Here is an 18,174-nt window from a genome sequence, read left to right on the forward strand (position 1 = left end):
GGCGGTGAGCGCATCCCCCACCATACGCCTGACTGACTGATAACTGATAACTGATAACTGATAACTGTTTTAAGAGCTTCTATTTCCGTAGTATGCAGAATTCTCGACTCAATGCCCTTGAGACACATGAGAAACAGGAGCTAGGAGCATCTCCCTTAGCTTTCAACCACACTCAGCTTTTTGATGACAACTATTTTTTACGACGGTACTAATCTGTCACTGTAGATCAATGTTCCTGATCTTTTTTTGGGAACGTGTATAAATGTATATACTTTACTTCTAAATCGGGAAGATATTTATCCCCTTGTTTTCATTTCCATTTTTAAGCCTGGAGAGAAAATTACTGAGACGAGTTTTTTGTACTTTCTGTAATGTTTAGAACAAGAATCTATGAAGCTCCAGGAATGAGGTAGCCACTAGGCGTTTCTATTTCTGAGATTCTTAATCAGTTGAATGAGCAGGGTAATCAATTATGAAGAAATTAGAGATAAACAACACAGCTTTTTTACTAATTCAAACAGATGCTTTATGCACATGGGTAATTCTTGTTTAGCCGACTGTAGGAACTCAGTTAGTATTACCTAATTTAAAAAAATTGTCTAGTGTCCATTAAGCTAAAACCAAAATAATAAGATAGTGAGCTTCCCACTCCCAAGTAATGAAGCAGCCAGAATTAAGGCGCTACATCAGTATAAGATTCTCGATACCTCTGCGGAAGAAGCATATGATGATCTTACCCGCTTAGCTGCACATATTTGCAGCACGCCAACGGCGCTCATCAGCTTGATTGATACTAACCGACAATGGTTCAAATCAAAAGTCGGTTTAAACGCATCAGAAACCCCTCGGGATGTAGCCTTTTGTGCCTACACAATTCTAGAGCCTCACCTGTTTATCGTTGGGGATGCTTGCCAGGATGCTCGCTTCTGTGACAACCCTCTGGTAACTTCAGAGCCTAAGATTCGGTTTTATGCTGGTATTCCGTTGATTACCCCAGAAAACCTAGCATTAGGCAGCTTATGCGTCATTGATTATGTACCACGAAATTTGAGTGCAGCACAACAAGAAGCTTTACGGATTCTAGGGCGACAGGTAATCACACAATTGGAGTTACGGCGGAATCTGACAGCTTTAGAAGAGACGATGATACAGCGCCAGCAATCAGAAGCAGCGCTTAGAGAAAGTGAAGAACGCTATCGCCGCCTGATAGAGCTTTCTCCAGAATCTATTGCTGTTTATAGTAGAGGGAAATTAGCCTACATAAATACGACTGGTGTTAAACTATTTGGTGCAGCAAATCCAGAAGAACTGATCGGTCAATCAATAGAGAATTTTATCTATTTAAATGAGCAGCAAAACCCAGAGGTGCAACTGGAACTTCTTCAGGTGAAGGCAAATCAACCTGCTGTCAACGAGGGAAAGTTGGTTCGGCTTGACGGTGAGGTTATTGATGTAGAGATCACAGGAATACCCGTCACTTATCTGAGCCAAGGGGCAACGCAAGTAATCATTCGGGACATCACTGAGCGTAAACAAGCAGAGAAGGCTCTGCTACGAGCGAAGGTGGCTGAGGTTGCCAAACTTGAGCTAGAAAAAGAAATTGCCGTTCGTCAGCAGGTAGAAGAGCAATTACTGCACGCTGCCCTTCACGATACCTTGACGGGCTTACCCAACCGAGCATTTTTTATGAACCGTCTCAAGCAGGCACTTGATGAGGCGAAATGTCAGGAGAATCATGAGCTGTTCGCAGTCCTGTTTTTGGACTTGGATCGCTTTAAAGTGATCAATGACAGCCTTGGACATCTGGTGGGCGATGAATTGTTATGTGCGATCGCCAACCAAATTAAAACCTGTCTACGTCACTCAGACACAGCGGCTCGACTTGGAGGAGACGAGTTTACAATTTTGCTAGAGAAGCTTCAGGATGTCAGTGATGTCCTTTACGTTGCTAACAGGATTCAACAGGTTCTCTCATTGCCCTTTATTCTTCAAGGGCAAGAGGTTTTTACGAGCGTAAGTATTGGCATCGCCCTAAGTACAACTGGGTATGAGCGACCAGAAGATTTGCTGCGCGACGCTGACACAGCGATGTACCATGCTAAGTCCTCGGGTAAGGCACGTTGCGAGATATTCAATCCCAAGATGTATACTCAAGCCGTAGCTAGATTGCAGTTGGACACAGATCTGCGCCACGCCCTTGACCGCCAAGAGTTTCGCGTGTATTACCAACCAATTGTGGCACTTAATAGTGGTCGGATAGCTGGGTTTGAGGCTTTAGTGCGCTGGCAGCATCCAGAACGGGGTATTATCAATCCAGCCGAGTTCATACCCATAGCAGAAGAAACAGGACTGATTGTTGCACTTGGCTATTGGGTGCTACACGAGGCTTGCCGCCAACTACAAGCTTGGCAGATGCGATTTGGTGATAACGTACCTGGGAAAATCAGTGTTAATCTCTCTGTCAAGCAGTTTTTGCAACCTAATTTGGTGCTGCAAATTGTAGACATTTTGAGGAAAACAGGTCTGAGTGCCGATCGCTTAATGCTAGAGATTACTGAAAGCGTCATCATGGAAAATGGAAATGAGGCGGCTACTGTACTCTCACAACTACAGGAACTTGGAATTGGGCTATCAATTGATGATTTTGGAACAGGCTATTCCTCATTAGGTCGTCTCCACCAGTTTCCCATTAGTGTGTTGAAGATTGACCGTTCCTTTATCAGTGGCATGGGTGCTTTGTCAGTAGATTCAGAAATTACTGAGGCGATCGTCACTCTAGCACACAAACTTGGTATAAGCGTGACAGCAGAAGGAGTTGAAACAGTAGAGCAACTGGCATTCCTTCAAGAGTTGAAATGTGAATATGCTCAGGGATATTTTTTCTCTCCACCTTTGGATAGTGAAGCTGCAGAATTGTTAATTATGGCTAACCGTCAGTGGTAAATAAGTTACCACTCTTTTGCCGTGAATATATCCTAAATAATTTCAATACTGGATACTCAAAATCTTTAGGATTGGGAATGAAACGCTGATTCCAGAAAATCTGCAACGCTTAAATGAAGTCAGATAGAGCTTGGATTCCCCCACGACTTTTTGCAAAATGACGTGATTCGCGAGCATCTTTACAGTGGTACATCCAGTGCCATAAACAACCATCACGTCTGAAGCGGAAGCAACAACAAATTGATTAATAAAAATTATAATTCTTTAAGTAAAAACTCCATCTGTCGGTAGAGGGTTTCCAAGCGCATAGGAGTATTTGTAGACTGGTCTTGTCACGCCGATCACAGAGACAGAACTATGAGCGACAATAACCTATCAACACGTTTGTACCCCACCCGCATTGACATTCCAGCCGAGGCGCGCAAGCAGATTGCTGGCATTCTCAACCAAACTCTAGCCGCAACATCGGATCTGAAAAGCCAAGCCAAGCAAGCGCACTGGAACGTTAAAGGCACCGACTTCTACCAGTTGCACGAATTGTTTGATGAAATTGCAGGTGAGTTAGAAGAGTACATTGATATGTTTGCTGAGCGCATCACCGCCTTGGGTGGTTATGCTTGTGGCACAGTTCGTATGGCTGCTGCAAATTCATTCCTGCCAGAATATCCTACTGATATTTTAATGGGTATGGAGCATGTCACAGCTTTAGCAGAGCGCTTTGCACCCTATGCTAAGCAGTTGCGGGAAGCTATTGACAAAACGACCGACCTAGGCGATGCTGACACCGCTGACCTTTACACCGAAGTGTCTCGTACCATTGACAAGCGGCTCTGGTTCCTAGAAGCCCATCTGCAAGCAGCTGTCACCCAAAATGGAAATGGTAATGCAGCCAATATTAAAACTGAAGAGCAAGCTGTTGTTAAACAAGCTGCTGTCAGATAAGTCTCTTGTTGCTAATAGCTAATAGCTATTAGTCATGTATTGTAGGCTGGGTTTCGTTCTTCAACCCAGCTTATCTGTCAAAGTCGTTTGCATTTAAATTTTTAGATTCCCGACTTCGCCGAAGTTGTCGGGAATCTGAATGTAATTTAGCAGTATCCTTTTGGTAAGTACGGCACTTTCAAGTGCGTACTTTTCATTTTATATGTACATATTTTAAGATTGAGATAGTTGAAAAGCAGGTGCAATTAGATAAATCTAAAGAAAAAGTTTGTTTAGTGATTTTGTAAACATAGCCGTTGTAACCTGGTATTCAACCATACCTAAATTGAGTATTCATTCACGAAATTTCTTAGCTTTCAAGCAACTCCAAAATTATCATTCCTGCACTATTGCTACCAAAGAGAAAGTTTGTTCTGGCTGCTGTAACCAGAATCGATGACGGGTAGCCAATAAAGGTGTTTAATGTTTTTGCTGCAAGAAACCATCAAAATGGAGGGAAAATCTATGGCTGCTAATACCAAAACTCACCTCATTCATGATAGAAATTCACGCGGTCGTACCAAGATAGGCTGGCTCGATAGTTACCACACATTTTCCTTTGGTGGTTTTCACGATCCAGACCGCATGGGATTTCGCGCTCTACGAGTGATTAACGATGACCGTGTTGTTCCCGGCGCTGGTTTTGGGACACATGGACACCGTGATATGGAAATTTTCACCTATGTATTGGAAGGAGCAATAGAACATAAAGACAGCTTGGGAACTGGTTCAGTCATACGTCCTGGTGAAGCGCAAATCATGAGCGCTGGTACTGGCATCACGCACAGCGAATACAATCATTCTGATACTGAGCCAGTCCACTTTCTGCAAATTTGGATTCTTCCTAACAAACAAGGATTGCAACCAAGGTATGACCAAAAAGCTTTTTCCCTTGAAGAAAGGCGTGGGAAACTGCGTTTAATTGGTGCCAAAGATGGGCGTGATGGTGCTATAACCATTCATCAAGATGTGGATTTATACACATCTGTTTTACAACCAGGTGACGTTATAAATTATCAGGTCCAACCTAATCGTTATGCTTGGTTGCAAATAGCTCAAGGTATCGTAACGTTGAATGGTGAAGAACTTAGAGCAGGTGATGGGGTGCAAATCAGTGGCGAAGAGCAACTTGAAATCACCACCAACATTGGTGGAGAAATCTTGCTTTTTGATTTGGCGTAAGAAACACCTGAAGAAACGAAAATCCTGCATCAATTGCTCATTCTTAATAACTTTCTAGGGACGTAGAAAATCCCAGCTTTGCTTCTAGGTTCAACCTAGAAGCAAAATTAATGTTTAGTAAAGGAAAGACATTTATGGCACCTCTTGCAGAAAAAGTTGCGATAGTCACCGGGGCATCACGGGGAATTGGACGAGCGATCGCCCTCAAATTAGCTAGTAACGGTGCGTCAGTTGTCGTTAACTATGCGGGTAATGCAGACAAGGCACAAGAAGTTGTTACAGAAATCGAAAAGCTTGGAGTACAAGCAATTGCACTCCAAGCCGATGTGAGCAAAGTTGCTGATATTCAGCGACTTTTTGAGCAGACAATTGAACGTTTTGGCAAAATCGATATTTTGGTCAATAATGCTGGTGTTACCTTCTATAAACCAATTACTGAAGTAACAGAAGAAGATTTCGACAAGATTTTTGCCATCAATGTCAAAGGGACTTATTTTGCTTGTCAACAAGCTGCACACCACTTGGCAGACGGCGGACGCATTATCAATTTTTCTTCATCAACGACAGCTATGATGCTACCTACGTATAGTGCTTATGTGGGAACTAAAGGTGCTGTCGAACAAATCACAAGGGTTCTGGCGAAAGAGTTGGGAGGACGGGGTATCACAGTCAACGTCATCTCTCCTGGTCCTACCGATACAGAACTGTTCAGACAAGGCAAAACCGAAGAACAAATAAATCGTTTCGCCCAAATGGCAGCGTTAGGACGACTGGGACAAGTGCAAGATATTGCTGACGTGGTGGCGTTTCTTGCCAGTGACGAAGCGCGTTGGATCACTGGGCAAAACATCCGCGTTAACGGCGGAACAGCTTGAGATAGCAGGGGCAATTAAATCAGTTATCAGTTATCAGTTATCAAACGGGCGCTTTGGGGGATGCGCTCACCGCCCTCCGGGTATGCCTTCGGAGACGCTGAGCGCAAAGCGCACGCTCCGCGAACGCGAACGCCACTTGCTCTACTTGGGGAAACCCCAAGACCGCAGTGGCTCACCACCAACGCATAAAGGTGCTCTTGGTGGGGGACGCGCGACCACTCGTATTTAACTGATAACTGCGGCTGGTACTGTTAATAGGCGCTTGTGAATCTGCCTGTGAGGGGAAGCTATAGTGCTTCAAAAGCCGCTAGTCTATCAATAGAAGCGTTGACAGCGACTTCAGCAACGATGACGACAAATCGAAGACAAATTCGGCTGAAGTTGCAACGGTGGCATTACAAGCGGTGATTGATCAAGTTGAAGATGTCTATTGCGCTAAGGAAGCACAACATACAATTGCTCAACTGAACACGAACCGCAAGCCAAGAGAAAAGCAAGTTGCTCTAATCCTACCCACTTCCGCTAAGTGATAGCATCCTTCCGATGATAGCAGTGCCTCAAACCCTCCGCCTCTCAAATCGCAAACTCAACAGGCTCAATGAAAAGGAGAATAACAGTTATGTCTCAAGCAGGTGTCACTGAATTTTTAGCAGATGCCAAAAAAGACCAAGAATTAAAACAAAAACTCAAAGCCGCAACCGATACCCATGAGTGGGTCAAAATTGCTCAAGACAGTGGTTATAACTTCACTGCCGAAGAATTGCAAACTGAACTCAACAGTCTGCCGGAAGAAGAGGTGGCACAAATCGTTAATCCCGGTGTTGCTCCTCGTCAGCACATTGAGCCGCAATAATCTTTTGCTTTTTGCTGTCAAAGCACTATTGAAATGATGCAAATGGCGATAGTTGCAGCCAGACGGTAAATGCTAATTGGTCATTGGTGATGGAAACACAGCGTAGTCGCCTATAGCAATCCTAAATCATAAACCCTACGGGCTGCCTTCGGCTACATGAACAACAAGATTCCCGACTTCGCCAAAGTTCTCGGGAATCTAAGCCTTTATGGGCGGTTGGGCAAGGAACAGGAACAGAGGCGATCGCGCTTTTCTCCCGCTGAGTCCTGCGGACACGCACTCGCGTTCGCGATCGCCTAACTTCTTTCCTTTTTTGGTGATTGATATTCTCCCCTGTCTGAAGACTAGGGGATTCTTAAAAGGTTGTTCCGAAGCGAGCTTTAGCTACGCTTCTCCATCCTAATTCCTGCTTCTTAGATTCTTGACTAGGCTTTGAATTTTGCAACAAACTGTACAGACATGGCGGAGCAAAAATGAAGTCGAATGACCTCGAATAGAGATTAGGAATAGGGGACTGGGGAAGAATCTTCTTAATCCCCAATCCCCAATGACCAATGACCAACCACCAATCCCTACCCACCAACCCGTTTCTTGGTTATGAATCATTGGTAATGACTCAATGGCATATTCGTTCGCGTAAATCATCAATTTTCAAGGTTTTGAAGCTTTTAGGGAATAGGAAGCCGGAAACTAGAATTTTTGATTCTTCCTCTGTTCCCGATACACGTCCTCCCCTTCCCTAGCCTTCAGATTTCTATATGCCTTGAATTCCGACAAGGGTGGGCTGCTGCTACCCACCCTAGAGCATTGCTTATTTGGTAGTACTTTACACTGCTGCTTGAGCAGATGACTTGCCAATCAGCTTTTCAGCATTTTCTTCGCTTTCGAGGATACCGAATTCAATCAACAACTCTTCTAGCTCCTCCATCTCAATGGGTGTGGGGATTGTGAGATTCTTGTTGTTGATGATCTTGTTAGCCAATGTCCGATATTCGTTACTTTGATTGCTGTCAGGTGCGTACTCGTTCACGGTCATCCGGCGTAATTCTGCGTGCTGCACAATGTTATCACGAGGCACGTAGTGAATCATTTGGGTGTTCAAGCGTTTTGCCAGGGTTTCGATCAGTTCGATTTCCCGGTCAACGTTACGGCTGTTACAAATCAAACCACCTAAGCGCACACCGCCAGTGTGAGCATATTTGAGAACACCGCGAGCAATATTGTTAGCTGCATACATCGCCATCATTTCACCGGAAGTCACGATGTAGATTTCTTGTGCTTTGCCTTCACGGATAGGCATAGCAAAACCACCGCAGACAACGTCACCCAACACGTCGTAGCTCACAAAGTCAACGTCTTGGTAAGCACCGTTTTCTTCCAAGAAGTTGATGGCAGTGATGATACCGCGACCGGCGCAACCGACACCAGGTTCAGGACCGCCAGACTCCACACAACGTACGTCCCGAAAGCCGGTGAGCATGACTTCATGGAGTTCTATATCTTCCACAGCGCCTCGTTCAGCAGCCAATTGGAGAACGCTTGTTTGAGCTTTACTATGTAGCATCAAACGGGTAGAGTCAGCTTTGGGGTCGCATCCTACAATCAAAATGCGCTGACCTATTTCTGCCATAGCAGCAAGGGTGTTTTGAGAGGTGGTAGATTTACCAATACCGCCTTTACCGTAGAAAGCTATCTGTCTGATTTTTTCGTCAGTAGTCATGGTTAGTGTTTTCCTACAATGATTTTGTTGGTGGATCTGAAGGTTTATGTGAGACGTTCACGCTTAGTGGCGTTGGCATATAGCGCCATAGGGAGGCGAACGAACCACCCCAAAAACAGTTAAAATCCAGAACATATGCAAGTGTTGGTAAGTTTGTGTTGAGCATTAGTCATTAGTCCTTTTTCCTGAACAATGACTAATAACCAATGGCTCAATTGCTTCGATTATCTGGTTCTAGAGTCAACAGCGATCGCTCCGGGCTGCGGGCACTCCGGGCGATCGCGCAGTCTGACTTTGATGTCAATTTTGAGGGTTGCCAAAAGAATCCACACTGAGGCAGATATATTTCCACTCTCGTTTGACTTCGACACAACTGACGCCAAAATTGCCAAAAAGCTCAATTTATTGAACCGCAAAGCGGCTGCTAACGCAGATAAAAAGATGAGAATGCGTAAGTCCTATTCGATTTAGATCTCGTCAAACCGCTACGAGTCGTTCGGAGATGTCTGATGAATTCTGGCGTTTTGGCGGATAGTGCAAATGTCACCAGACGCACAGTCATACGGAATTGCGTTCAAAGATATCAGCCAGTTGTTGGGACAAGGGACACAAAGGAGAGAGGGTAAGATGTATGAACGCAACTTGCTATCAGATAGATGATTTCTCCAAACGAAGTGACGCTATCTGTAGCTTGCTTCCCATAGGGTAGAGTAAGCGTGCTTGGAGTTGATGTAGGGAAACTCTATATCTATCGATAACGAAGCTTTGAAAACTTGTATCTGATCATCGCCAGTTTTTACAACAAAACCGTAATCGTAGCTCAAATCTTTAGAATGGTTGCAGCAGGAGTTCTGAATTTACGTAGAGTTTTTGCCACACAACCAACCAAAATAGCAATCCACTCTAAATTGTTGCTACCACGTTCCCAGTTTTGCTGGTATCATAACCGCCGAGAACCTCTAACTGTGAGTGAACCTGCGAATGTCCCAAGGTAGTGAGCAAATACCGCCCTTGATTATAAGCCAGCTAAGTTAGCCAACTGTTGCGGCCTCATAACCAGACGAGTTCTGATTAACTTGAAATTGTTACAAAGGTCACTATCCTGCTTCATCTGGCTTTATCCCTTAATTAAAAGCTGTAGCGAATTGAAGTGGATTGACCAAAGCAAATAAAGTATATTGAAGTTACCTCAATTTTTTCTTGAAGTCTTTTTGTGCTTTTGCTTTTTTTGATTCCTATACAAACCATAACATATATATTGATAATTGATTTACTAATAAATAATAAAGTTTCATTGAAAGCCTATTTTTATTTTTCTTTGTGAGCTTTTGCTCATAGAGTTTCTTACAAAAGCCAATTTTATAGAGATTTGATAGATATGTATATACGCGTGCTAAATAGAAATTCTCCAACAACTGTACTGCTTCGCGCCAACAATCGCGAAGCAGATAAAGGAGAATTTGTCTGACACTGTCAGCAAAGGAAGTGATTAATCACGATACCAGGTTACCTGTAAGCCTTGGTTTTGCGCCAAGTTCATATCTCTGTATGAGTTGTAGCCTGTCATTGTCATCTGTTTTCCCTCAATTTTCAAAGAAAGAAATTTTTGAAAAAAGTTTATTTTTCCAGAACTAGTGATTTGAATTTCAAAGTAAGTTCCATCAGTAGCTCTAGTTACATTTTTGTAACTAACCTTTTTATCGTTTCCGAACTTTATGGTATTTGGATTAATTAACAGAGTTTCTCCTCGACCATTAGACCACGTACCAAGGTAATCTTGGGAATATTTTGCTACTAGAAGTGTACTGGGTTGCGTGTCGTTAATTGTTAAAGGTATAGTCCTGGTGGTATCCTCAGTAGTAGGGATATTTATTAAAGCTAGATCCTGAATATTTTTTTCTAGGTTGCTAGCACTTACTGGAGTTTGGAAAAGAGTATATCCACCAACTGAACTAGCCATTAAAAGTCCTAAAGCAGTCAATCGTTTGTTGAACAATCTATACATTATTTTCTCCTTTGTCTAGTTGTCTTTTAAGAAAAATATGCTATTTTTTAGCTTGACTACTAATTTAAAAAAATAAATTTACTATTTTTCTAAATCAATATAAGGTTCAGCTTGTTTATCAAAAATGCTGATTTTTAAGAATTATCAGTGCGTTCACCCTTAACGGATGACCTGCATTTTCGTAATTAAAGTTTCTAATCGAGATTTACCGCAAGGCTCAGCGCTTTGGCAATCGTTTACCGAAACTCGACTATAAAATAGCCGTACTTTCTTGTTTAAAAAAGTTTTTTCATTCGCACACAAATCAAACGATGCACCGAGACTGTTATACTGTTTTCCTTTGTTATCTACTAAGTTGACATAGCACATGATGTCACCATTTACTATGCTTTTGACTGTGGCAATTGTAGGTCTTTGAACTGCCTTATTCTGTGCTTGTACAGTAGTGGTGCTAGCCAACAACCCAATAGTAGAGGCGGCAAAGATAGACAGAGACAAGCTGATAGTTTTGAATGACATTTTTTTACATTGCATTTTTTTGTATTCCTTTGTTGTCTTGAGTTAAGACTATTTAATTTCAATTTGTGATTCAAACTTCATCATTCGTCTTTGACTAAGTGATTAAGAATGTATTACTTGTTTATTCCTACATCACATTCATCTAAGATTCCTGAAAAGAGGTTGAACTACTTTTGCTATTAACAAGCACTCTAGTTCAAAGCCACTCACTTGAGGATTGCCTATGCTGGAAATAGTCGGGTCTAAACTGATTTGAAAAATTTCAGAAAGTTAGAGCTTACGCACTTTACAAAACAATTTATATCTTCAACTAGCGCGTGACTTCATGACTGCAGCATCTCAGACACAAGATAGGCTTAAATCTACAAAACCTACTTTCTGTCAACTCCTAAGCCCTACTGTCAATGCATATGTGGATACATTTGTACAGTACGTAAGTCCTAAACCTTTTCCTGAGCGCCGAGTACTCTGGAGAAAGTAAAGCAATGGCACGCCTCAGCACTCAGAACTATTTTGGTCAGTAATAGCAAGATTCAAACATTTTTGGCAAGAACTGAAAAGACAATAGGGGAAAATTACTTGTAAGCTTATTTTTAGCATTCCCCTTTCGATAGATTTGACTAGTGGACGGAAAAAGTATATTTAGATGGACTACTAAGTGGATCACAGGTGAGCCTTATGCTACTTAAGCAATTTCTCTATCAACGGCTCCAGTTTTGATTCGGTTGTTTGTTAATTTCTTCACAGGTGCCTGTAAGTCATGAAATCTCCTGAGCCTCAAACTCATTTTGAAGACAATCGTCCAGAAAGCCGATTAGAAGAGCCACCCCGCAGATCGCGAAGGTGGCTTTGGCTATTGTTAGCCCTAGTAGTAGCAGGCGGAGGCTATGGACTTTGGCGTTGGCTTGCTCCTCAAAAAAGCGCACCCACAGCTACTAACGCTCAACCGCCAGCACCAAGAGTCAAGATATCTACAGTACAAGCTGGTATTATTGAGGAGAGTGATCAGTACATTGCTAACTTGGAATCCCGGCGCTCAGTGACTCTTCAGCCGAGAGTTCAGGGTCAAGTAGCCCAAATATTTGTCAGGTCGGGAGATACAGTGGCTGCGGGAAATCCCATTATGCAACTCGACCCTAGAGAGCAACAAGCAGCTGTCAGTAGTGTGAACGCTGCTGCTGAGGTGTCTCAGTCAGAAGTGGAGAATGCCCGTGCTACCCTCAGATCCCTGGAAGCTCAACGGCTATCTAGTCTAGCTAATTTGAAATTGAACCAGCAGGACTACCAAAGATATACCGATTTAGCATCTCAAGGAGCTGTCTCTCGACAGACGAGTGAGCAGTATGCTAACAGGCTGGCAACATCACAAGCTGCTGTCCGTGAAGTAGAAGCCCGGATTAAAGCACAGCAAGCTAGCATTAACCAAGCTGAAAAATCCTTAAAGCAAGCACAAGCTAATACCAGTGAACGACAAGTCCAGCTTCAGTATTACAAAATTACCGCTCCCTTTGCTGGCACAGTTGGGGACATACCAATAAAAGTCGGTGATTTTGTCAATACGTCTACACAATTAGTCACCATCACTCAAAACCAACCTTTAGAAGTTAATATATTCGTGCCCATTGAGCGTGGACCTCAACTGCGTAAGGGAACACCAGTAGAGATCATGGACGCACAAGGTAAGAGCCTAGGTATGAGCCGAGTATTTTTTATTTCTCCTAATTCTAGTAATAATAATCAAGGATCTGTACTTATTAAGTCGCTCTTTGATAACTCAAAAAATCAACTACGAGCAGGTCAGTTTGCTAGTGCAAGAGTGATCTGGAGTCAACGTCCTGGAGTATTAGTGCCAACAACAGCAGTAACCCCAATAGCTGGAGAAACCTTCGTCTATGTAGCTCAAACATCACAATCTCCTAAAGGAGAATCCCAACTCGTAGCTCGGCAAAAACGCGTGAAGGTAGGCAATATCAAAGGTAATAACTACCAAGTTCTAGAAGGATTAGAGCCAGGAGACAGAATTATCGTCTCCGGACTACTCAATCTTAGGGATGGCGTTCCCATTATTCCTGAGTCTTAGTGGTTAGTGGTTAGTAGTTAGCAGTTAGTCGTTAGTAGATGTCAAAAACAACCAACAACTAACAATTAACATCCAACAACTAACAACTAACAATTCCTAATCCCAATTCCTCATTACTCCATGACTTATGTTCGTTGACTTCTTTATCAAGCGACCTGTCTTCACCAGTGTTTGCGCCATCATCATTTTGCTTGTTGGGGCAATTAGCATCCCCACACTACCCACGGCGCAGTATCCAGAAATCAGCCCAATTCAAGTTAACGTCACTGCAAACTACGTTGGTGCCAATGCTGAAGTTGTAGAAAACACTGTTACAACCGTCCTAGAGCGGCAAATTAACGGGGTCGAGGGCTTGAAGTACATGACCTCGAGCAGCAGTAACAATGGCTCCAGTACGATTACGGTCACATTTGACGCATCCCGTAACAAAGATATTGCAGCAGTCGATGTGCAAAATCGGGTGTCGCTGGCTGAACCACAGTTGCCAGAACCAGTACAGCGAACTGGGGTCACTGTAAGTAAGCAATCCTCTAACATCCTATTAGCAATTGGGTTGTACAGCGAAAAAAACGAGTATGACAACGTATTTTTAAGCAACTACGCTGACCTTTATCTAGTAGATGCCCTTAAAAGAATCGGCGGTGTGAGTGAAGCGCGCATTTTTGGTGAACGCCGCTATGCCATGCGTCTGTGGCTCGACCCCAACCGCCTCGCCAGTCGCAACCTCACCGCTCAAGATGTCATTGATGCTCTCAACGAGCAAAACATACAGGTGGGTGCTGGGCAAATCGGTCAGCAGCCATCTCCAAATGAGCAAATGTATCAAATAGACCTGCAAGCCATCAGCAGACTTACGGAACCATCCGAATTTAACGAAATGGTTATTCAAACAGGTCAGGATGGTAGGCTCGTCAAGCTCAAAGACGTGGGGCGGGCGGAACTGGGAGCAGAAAATTATAATTCCTTCCTGCGGTTCAGAGGTAAGGAAGGGGTAGGTATCGGTATATTTGCAACTCCGGGAAGTAATGCTTTGGATGTTGCCAAGGCGGTCAAAGCCGAAATGGTGCAACTCGCACAAGATTTTCCGCCAGGGTTAAAATTTCAGGTAGCGTTTGATACTACATCATTTGTGGAAGCATCCCTAAAAGAAGTGGTTAAGACGCTGTTTGAGGCACTTGTCCTGGTAGTTGTGGTAATTTTTATCTTTTTGCAGGACTGGCGTACCACCCTCATTCCGGTAATTGTCATTCCTTTGACATTAATTGGTACTTTTGCCTTTATTAAAGTTTTCGGTTTTTCAATCAACACCCTGACCTTGTTTGGTCTGACTTTAGCTACTGGGTTGGTAGTGGATGACGCAATCATCGTCGTTGAGAACATTTCTCGCCTGATCGAGGAAGAAGAAATGTCGCCTGGTCAAGCAGCCTCCGAAGCAATGCGCGAACTGTTTGGGGCGGTGATTGCCACTTCTCTAGTACTAATGGCAGTATTTGTGCCTGTTGCCTTCTTCCCAGGTTCTACTGGACAGATATATCGCCAATTTGCGCTGACAATTGCCTTTTCGATGGCAATTTCGACTTTTCTTGCCATTACCTTGACTCCTTCACTCTCAGCTTTACTACTGCGTCGGGGGCAAAAACCAAGCGGTTGGCTGGGTTGGGTGTTTGCACGGTTTAATAATTTTATTGATTGGACTCGCAAACGGTACGAGCGATCGCTTATCTTCTTAAATCGTTTCCGAGCAGTCGTGGTACTGCTGTTTATCCTGTCATTAGGGCTAACTGGCTGGCTTTACACGCAAGTCCCCACAGCATTTATCCCTGAAGAAGACCAAGGCTATTTCATCACCATCATCCAGGGACCAGAAGGTGTTTCCCTCAACTACACCAGCAAAGTTATGCGTCAGGTAGAAGAAGAAATCCTCAAATTGCCTGAAGTTGTGGGAACTTTCGCCATCGGTGGCTTTGGTTTTAGTGGCTCTACTGCCAACAACGGTGTAATTTTTACGACGCTCAAGCCTTGGGAAGAGCGTCATGAGCTAGGTCAGTCAGTACAAGGAATTCTCAAGAATTTGGGAGGAAAGCTATCAACAATTACAGAAGCGAGAGTTTTGCCAGTTAACCCGCCCGCAATTCAAGGTTTAGGCAATTTTGGCGGCTTCCAATTTCAGCTACAAGACAGACGAGGTAACAGTGGCTTGAATACCATGCTGCAAGTCATGGGTCAATTACTGGGGCGGGGAAATCAGACACCAGGATTGCAAGCTGTATTTAGTACTTTTTCAGCAAATACGCCTCAGCTTTTAATTGAAGTTGACCGTAATAAAGCCAAGGCTCTGCAAGTCGATATAGACGATATCTTTAATACCCTACAAAGTTACTTGGGTTCACGGTACGTCAACGACTTTAACTATCTCCAGCGGACTTACCGCGTTTATGTCCAAGCAGACACTCAGTTTCGTTCTAATCCTCAGGATATTGGTCGTTTGTATGTTCGTTCTCAAAACAATCAAGCCAATAATCAAGCCAATAATCAAGCCAATAATCAAATGGTTCCCCTGAGCAATTTGGTGAAAATTATCCCAACCACCGGGGCGCAAACAATTAACCACTACAACTTGTTCCGGTCAATTGAAATTAACGGTTCACCTGCTCCTGGTACTAGCTCAGGACAAGCCCTTCAAGCGATGGAGCAAGTGGCAAAGCAGGTTTTACCAGGTGGTTATGGTTATGAATGGTCGGGAATTTCAGCCGAAGAGCAAGCGTCTGGAGGTCAAGCACCACTGATTTTTGCCTTGGGACTTGTCTTTGTGTTCCTCGTGCTAGCTGCCCAGTACGAAAATTATATTGACCCGTTGATTATTATGCTGTCAGTTCCCTTAGCTATCCTAGGGGCGCTATCGGCGCAGTCGCTGCGAGGTCTAGCTAACGATGTATACTGCCAAGTAGGTCTAGTGATGCTAATTGGTTTGGCAAGTAAGAACGCCATTTTGATTGTGGAATTTGCCAACCAACTACGTGAGCAGGGGCGCTCAATTACCAAAGCAGCGATAGAAGCATCAGAACAGCGCTTGCGACCAATTCTCATGACAACATTTGCTTTTGTTTTGGGTGTTTGGCCATTGCTATTTCCCGAAGGAGCAGGCGCAGCTAGCAGAAAATCTCTCGGTACAGCTATTGTTGGCGGGACTTTAGTCTCTACTTTCTTAAGCTTGTTTGTAGTGCCAATTCTTTATATTGTGATTGCAAAAATTCGCGATCGCCTACAACGACGCCGTAAACCTCCACAGCTACAGCCAGTTGAGGATGGTAGAGTTCCTACTGAGATCCATAAGTAAATTCACTGACTAGGGTGGGTATTGCCCACCCTATTCTTTGTCCGCTATTGAAGAATGGACAGGCGAAGACACTTGTCCCAACAATCTGCCTGCTTAAATATTAGAGAAAACATCATGACACTAGTAGATACTATTACCAGAGTCACTTCTCTCAATTTCTGCGAAATTATCCCTCTGCTTGCAACAGCCACAGAAGCAGAAAATGCACCGATGGTACTGTCAGGGGTACTGGCGAGTTTGGTTGTCATTTACCTTGCCAGCACCATCGGTGCAGAAATTTGTGTCCGTATCAATTTACCTCCTGTATTAGGACAACTGCTAGGTGGTTTAGTGGTAGGTATCTCTGCCTTTCATTTGCTGGTCTTTCCTGAAGGTGGTAATATTAGTGACTCATTGATGATGAATTTTTTAGAAGTCACCACTGGATTGAGTTCAAACGACGCAGCAGCAATTTTTCAAGTAGACAGCGAAGTGATTTCGACCTTGGCAGAAATTGGTGTAGTCATTCTGCTGTTTGAAATTGGTTTAGAATCAGACTTACAAGAACTACTCAAAGTAGGTCCCCAAGCAGCAATAGTAGCAGTGCTAGGAGTCGTCACACCATTTGTTGCGGGTACTTTAGGGTTAATATTCTTGTTCGGTGTCCCTACTATTGCTGCTATTTTCGCAGGTGCAGCCTTAACTGCAACAAGTATCGGCATTACGGCGAAAGTGCTGTCAGAACTCCAATATCTCAATAGTAAAGAAGGTCAGATTATTATTGGCGCAGCAGTGCTAGACGATATTTTAGGTATTATCGTCCTTGCAGTGGTGGCTAGTCTGGCAAAGACCGGAGAGGTAGAACTGACCAATGTGCTGTATCTCATTGTTAGTGCAGTAGTTTTCTTGGTAGGAGCAGTTTTTCTCGGTCGCTTGTTCAATCCTTACTTTGTCAAAATAGTTAGTGAACTCAAAACACGCGGTCAACTTCTCATTCCAGCCCTGATTTTTGCTTTTGTTCTTGCCTATATCGCGACTATTATCAAGTTAGAAGCGATTCTGGGAGCTTTTACCGCTGGCTTAATTTTAGCCGAAACTCAAAAATGCCGAGAGCTAAAAGATCAGGTGATACCAATTGCAGATATACTGGTACCCGTTTTCTTTGTCGTTGTCAGTGCGAAAACGAACATCGGTGTTTTAAATCCATTGATCCCTGAGAATCGCGAAGGGCTGATTATGGCAAGCTTTCTGATTGTAGTCGCAATTTTGGGTAAACTGGTCAGCGGCTTTGCAGTGTTCGGTCAACCAGATACGAATCGGCTAGCAATTGGTGTCGGTATGATTCCACGAGGTGAGGTGGGACTTGTATTTGCTGGTATTGGTTCAGCAAGTGGTATTCTCTCAAGTGCCTTGGATGCTGCCATTATTGTGATGGTGATTGTCACTACCTTTTTAGCACCGCCTTTATTATCGGTTGTGTTTGGATCCAATCAGGTTGCTGCTGAAGCAAAAGTTCGAGAATCAGCCAAGGTTTCTGCTGAGGTTAAAGAGGCGAACTGAGAGGAAGACACAAAAATTTCTGTTTATCTTAATAAATAGAATCATTACAATCGCTTATTGCTGACAACAATGGTTGTGCTTCCAATTCAAGCTGCTGTGCCGCTTAGCGTAACTTTTGTAACTGACAACCTAGAAAAATG

Annotated in this window: 16 protein-coding genes; 12 read left to right on the forward strand and 4 right to left on the reverse strand. The window is 43.5% G+C overall.

Annotated features, from left to right (window positions below; all coding sequences use genetic code 11):
- Positions 1 to 636 precede the first annotated feature (636 nt).
- The 8 genes from AACT52_RS31715 to AACT52_RS31750 all read left to right on the forward strand — a co-directional run bounded on the left by AACT52_RS31715 (position 637) and on the right by AACT52_RS31750 (position 7,577).
- Positions 637 to 2,943, forward strand: a complete 2,307-nt coding sequence (locus AACT52_RS31715) for a sensor domain-containing phosphodiesterase (RefSeq protein ID WP_143172927.1) — start codon at positions 637 to 639, stop codon at positions 2,941 to 2,943.
- A 357-nt stretch (positions 2,944 to 3,300) separates the two neighbouring features.
- Entirely contained in the window at positions 3,301 to 3,885 is a 585-nt protein-coding gene (gene dps / locus AACT52_RS31720; protein WP_073634614.1) for a DNA starvation/stationary phase protection protein Dps, read from the forward strand.
- A gap of 504 nt (positions 3,886 to 4,389) precedes the next feature.
- Positions 4,390 to 5,106, forward strand: a complete 717-nt coding sequence (locus AACT52_RS31725; protein WP_073634653.1) for a pirin family protein — start codon at positions 4,390 to 4,392, stop codon at positions 5,104 to 5,106.
- 134 nt (positions 5,107 to 5,240) lie between these two features.
- Positions 5,241 to 5,981, forward strand: coding sequence for an SDR family oxidoreductase (locus tag AACT52_RS31730; RefSeq protein ID WP_073634615.1), 741 nt, complete (start codon positions 5,241 to 5,243; stop codon positions 5,979 to 5,981).
- A gap of 389 nt (positions 5,982 to 6,370) precedes the next feature.
- Positions 6,371 to 6,511, forward strand: coding sequence for a hypothetical protein (locus tag AACT52_RS31735; protein ID WP_158054831.1), 141 nt, complete (start codon positions 6,371 to 6,373; stop codon positions 6,509 to 6,511).
- 89 nt (positions 6,512 to 6,600) lie between these two features.
- Positions 6,601 to 6,834: a Nif11-like leader peptide family natural product precursor gene (locus AACT52_RS31740; protein ID WP_073634616.1), complete on the forward strand. Its 234-nt coding sequence runs from the start codon at positions 6,601 to 6,603 to the stop codon at positions 6,832 to 6,834.
- Positions 6,835 to 6,990: 156 nt separating this feature from the next.
- On the forward strand, positions 6,991 to 7,134 hold the full coding sequence (locus AACT52_RS31745; RefSeq protein ID WP_158054833.1) for a hypothetical protein: 144 nt from the start codon (positions 6,991 to 6,993) through the stop codon (positions 7,132 to 7,134).
- Between the two features lie 254 nt (positions 7,135 to 7,388).
- Positions 7,389 to 7,577 (forward strand): hypothetical protein, encoded by a 189-nt coding sequence (locus AACT52_RS31750; RefSeq protein ID WP_143172928.1) that lies wholly within the window; start codon positions 7,389 to 7,391, stop codon positions 7,575 to 7,577.
- An 83-nt stretch (positions 7,578 to 7,660) separates the two neighbouring features.
- Here the strand turns inward: AACT52_RS31750 and nifH are convergent, their stop codons facing one another.
- Both nifH and AACT52_RS31760 read right to left on the reverse strand, forming a co-directional pair.
- On the reverse strand, positions 7,661 to 8,554 hold the full coding sequence (nifH, locus tag AACT52_RS31755; RefSeq protein WP_073634617.1) for a nitrogenase iron protein: 894 nt from the start codon (positions 8,552 to 8,554) through the stop codon (positions 7,661 to 7,663).
- A gap of 13 nt (positions 8,555 to 8,567) precedes the next feature.
- On the reverse strand, positions 8,568 to 8,720 hold the full coding sequence (locus tag AACT52_RS31760) for a hypothetical protein (RefSeq protein ID WP_158054835.1): 153 nt from the start codon (positions 8,718 to 8,720) through the stop codon (positions 8,568 to 8,570).
- A 26-nt stretch (positions 8,721 to 8,746) separates the two neighbouring features.
- Between AACT52_RS31760 and AACT52_RS31765 the strand changes: the two genes are divergently transcribed.
- Positions 8,747 to 9,025, forward strand: coding sequence for a hypothetical protein (locus AACT52_RS31765; RefSeq protein WP_073634618.1), 279 nt, complete (start codon positions 8,747 to 8,749; stop codon positions 9,023 to 9,025).
- A gap of 1,018 nt (positions 9,026 to 10,043) precedes the next feature.
- On the opposite strand, the gene AACT52_RS31770 is transcribed toward AACT52_RS31765, so the two are convergent.
- Together AACT52_RS31770 and AACT52_RS31775 are read right to left on the reverse strand one after the other, a co-directional pair.
- Complete coding sequence (locus tag AACT52_RS31770; RefSeq protein ID WP_073634619.1) at positions 10,044 to 10,559, reverse strand: hypothetical protein; 516 nt, start codon at positions 10,557 to 10,559, stop codon at positions 10,044 to 10,046.
- A gap of 159 nt (positions 10,560 to 10,718) precedes the next feature.
- A complete protein-coding gene (locus tag AACT52_RS31775) occupies positions 10,719 to 11,078 on the reverse strand; it encodes a hypothetical protein (RefSeq protein ID WP_143172929.1) in 360 nt (119 codons plus the stop codon).
- 760 nt (positions 11,079 to 11,838) lie between these two features.
- Here AACT52_RS31775 and AACT52_RS31780 point away from each other — a divergent pair.
- The 3 genes from AACT52_RS31780 to AACT52_RS31790 all read left to right on the forward strand — a co-directional run bounded on the left by AACT52_RS31780 (position 11,839) and on the right by AACT52_RS31790 (position 18,034).
- Entirely contained in the window at positions 11,839 to 13,158 is a 1,320-nt protein-coding gene (locus AACT52_RS31780) for an efflux RND transporter periplasmic adaptor subunit (protein WP_073634621.1), read from the forward strand.
- A gap of 127 nt (positions 13,159 to 13,285) precedes the next feature.
- The gene (locus tag AACT52_RS31785) at positions 13,286 to 16,495 is read left to right on the forward strand and encodes an efflux RND transporter permease subunit (RefSeq protein WP_073634622.1); all 3,210 of its coding nucleotides are present in this window, start codon (positions 13,286 to 13,288) and stop codon (positions 16,493 to 16,495) included.
- Positions 16,496 to 16,609: 114 nt separating this feature from the next.
- A complete protein-coding gene (locus AACT52_RS31790) occupies positions 16,610 to 18,034 on the forward strand; it encodes a cation:proton antiporter (RefSeq protein ID WP_073634623.1) in 1,425 nt (474 codons plus the stop codon).
- The last annotated feature ends 140 nt before the right edge of the window (positions 18,035 to 18,174 follow it).

This window comes from Scytonema sp. HK-05, assembly GCF_963872035.1.
In the GTDB taxonomy this organism is placed as follows: Bacteria; Cyanobacteriota; Cyanobacteriia; order Cyanobacteriales; family Nostocaceae; genus Kalymmatonema.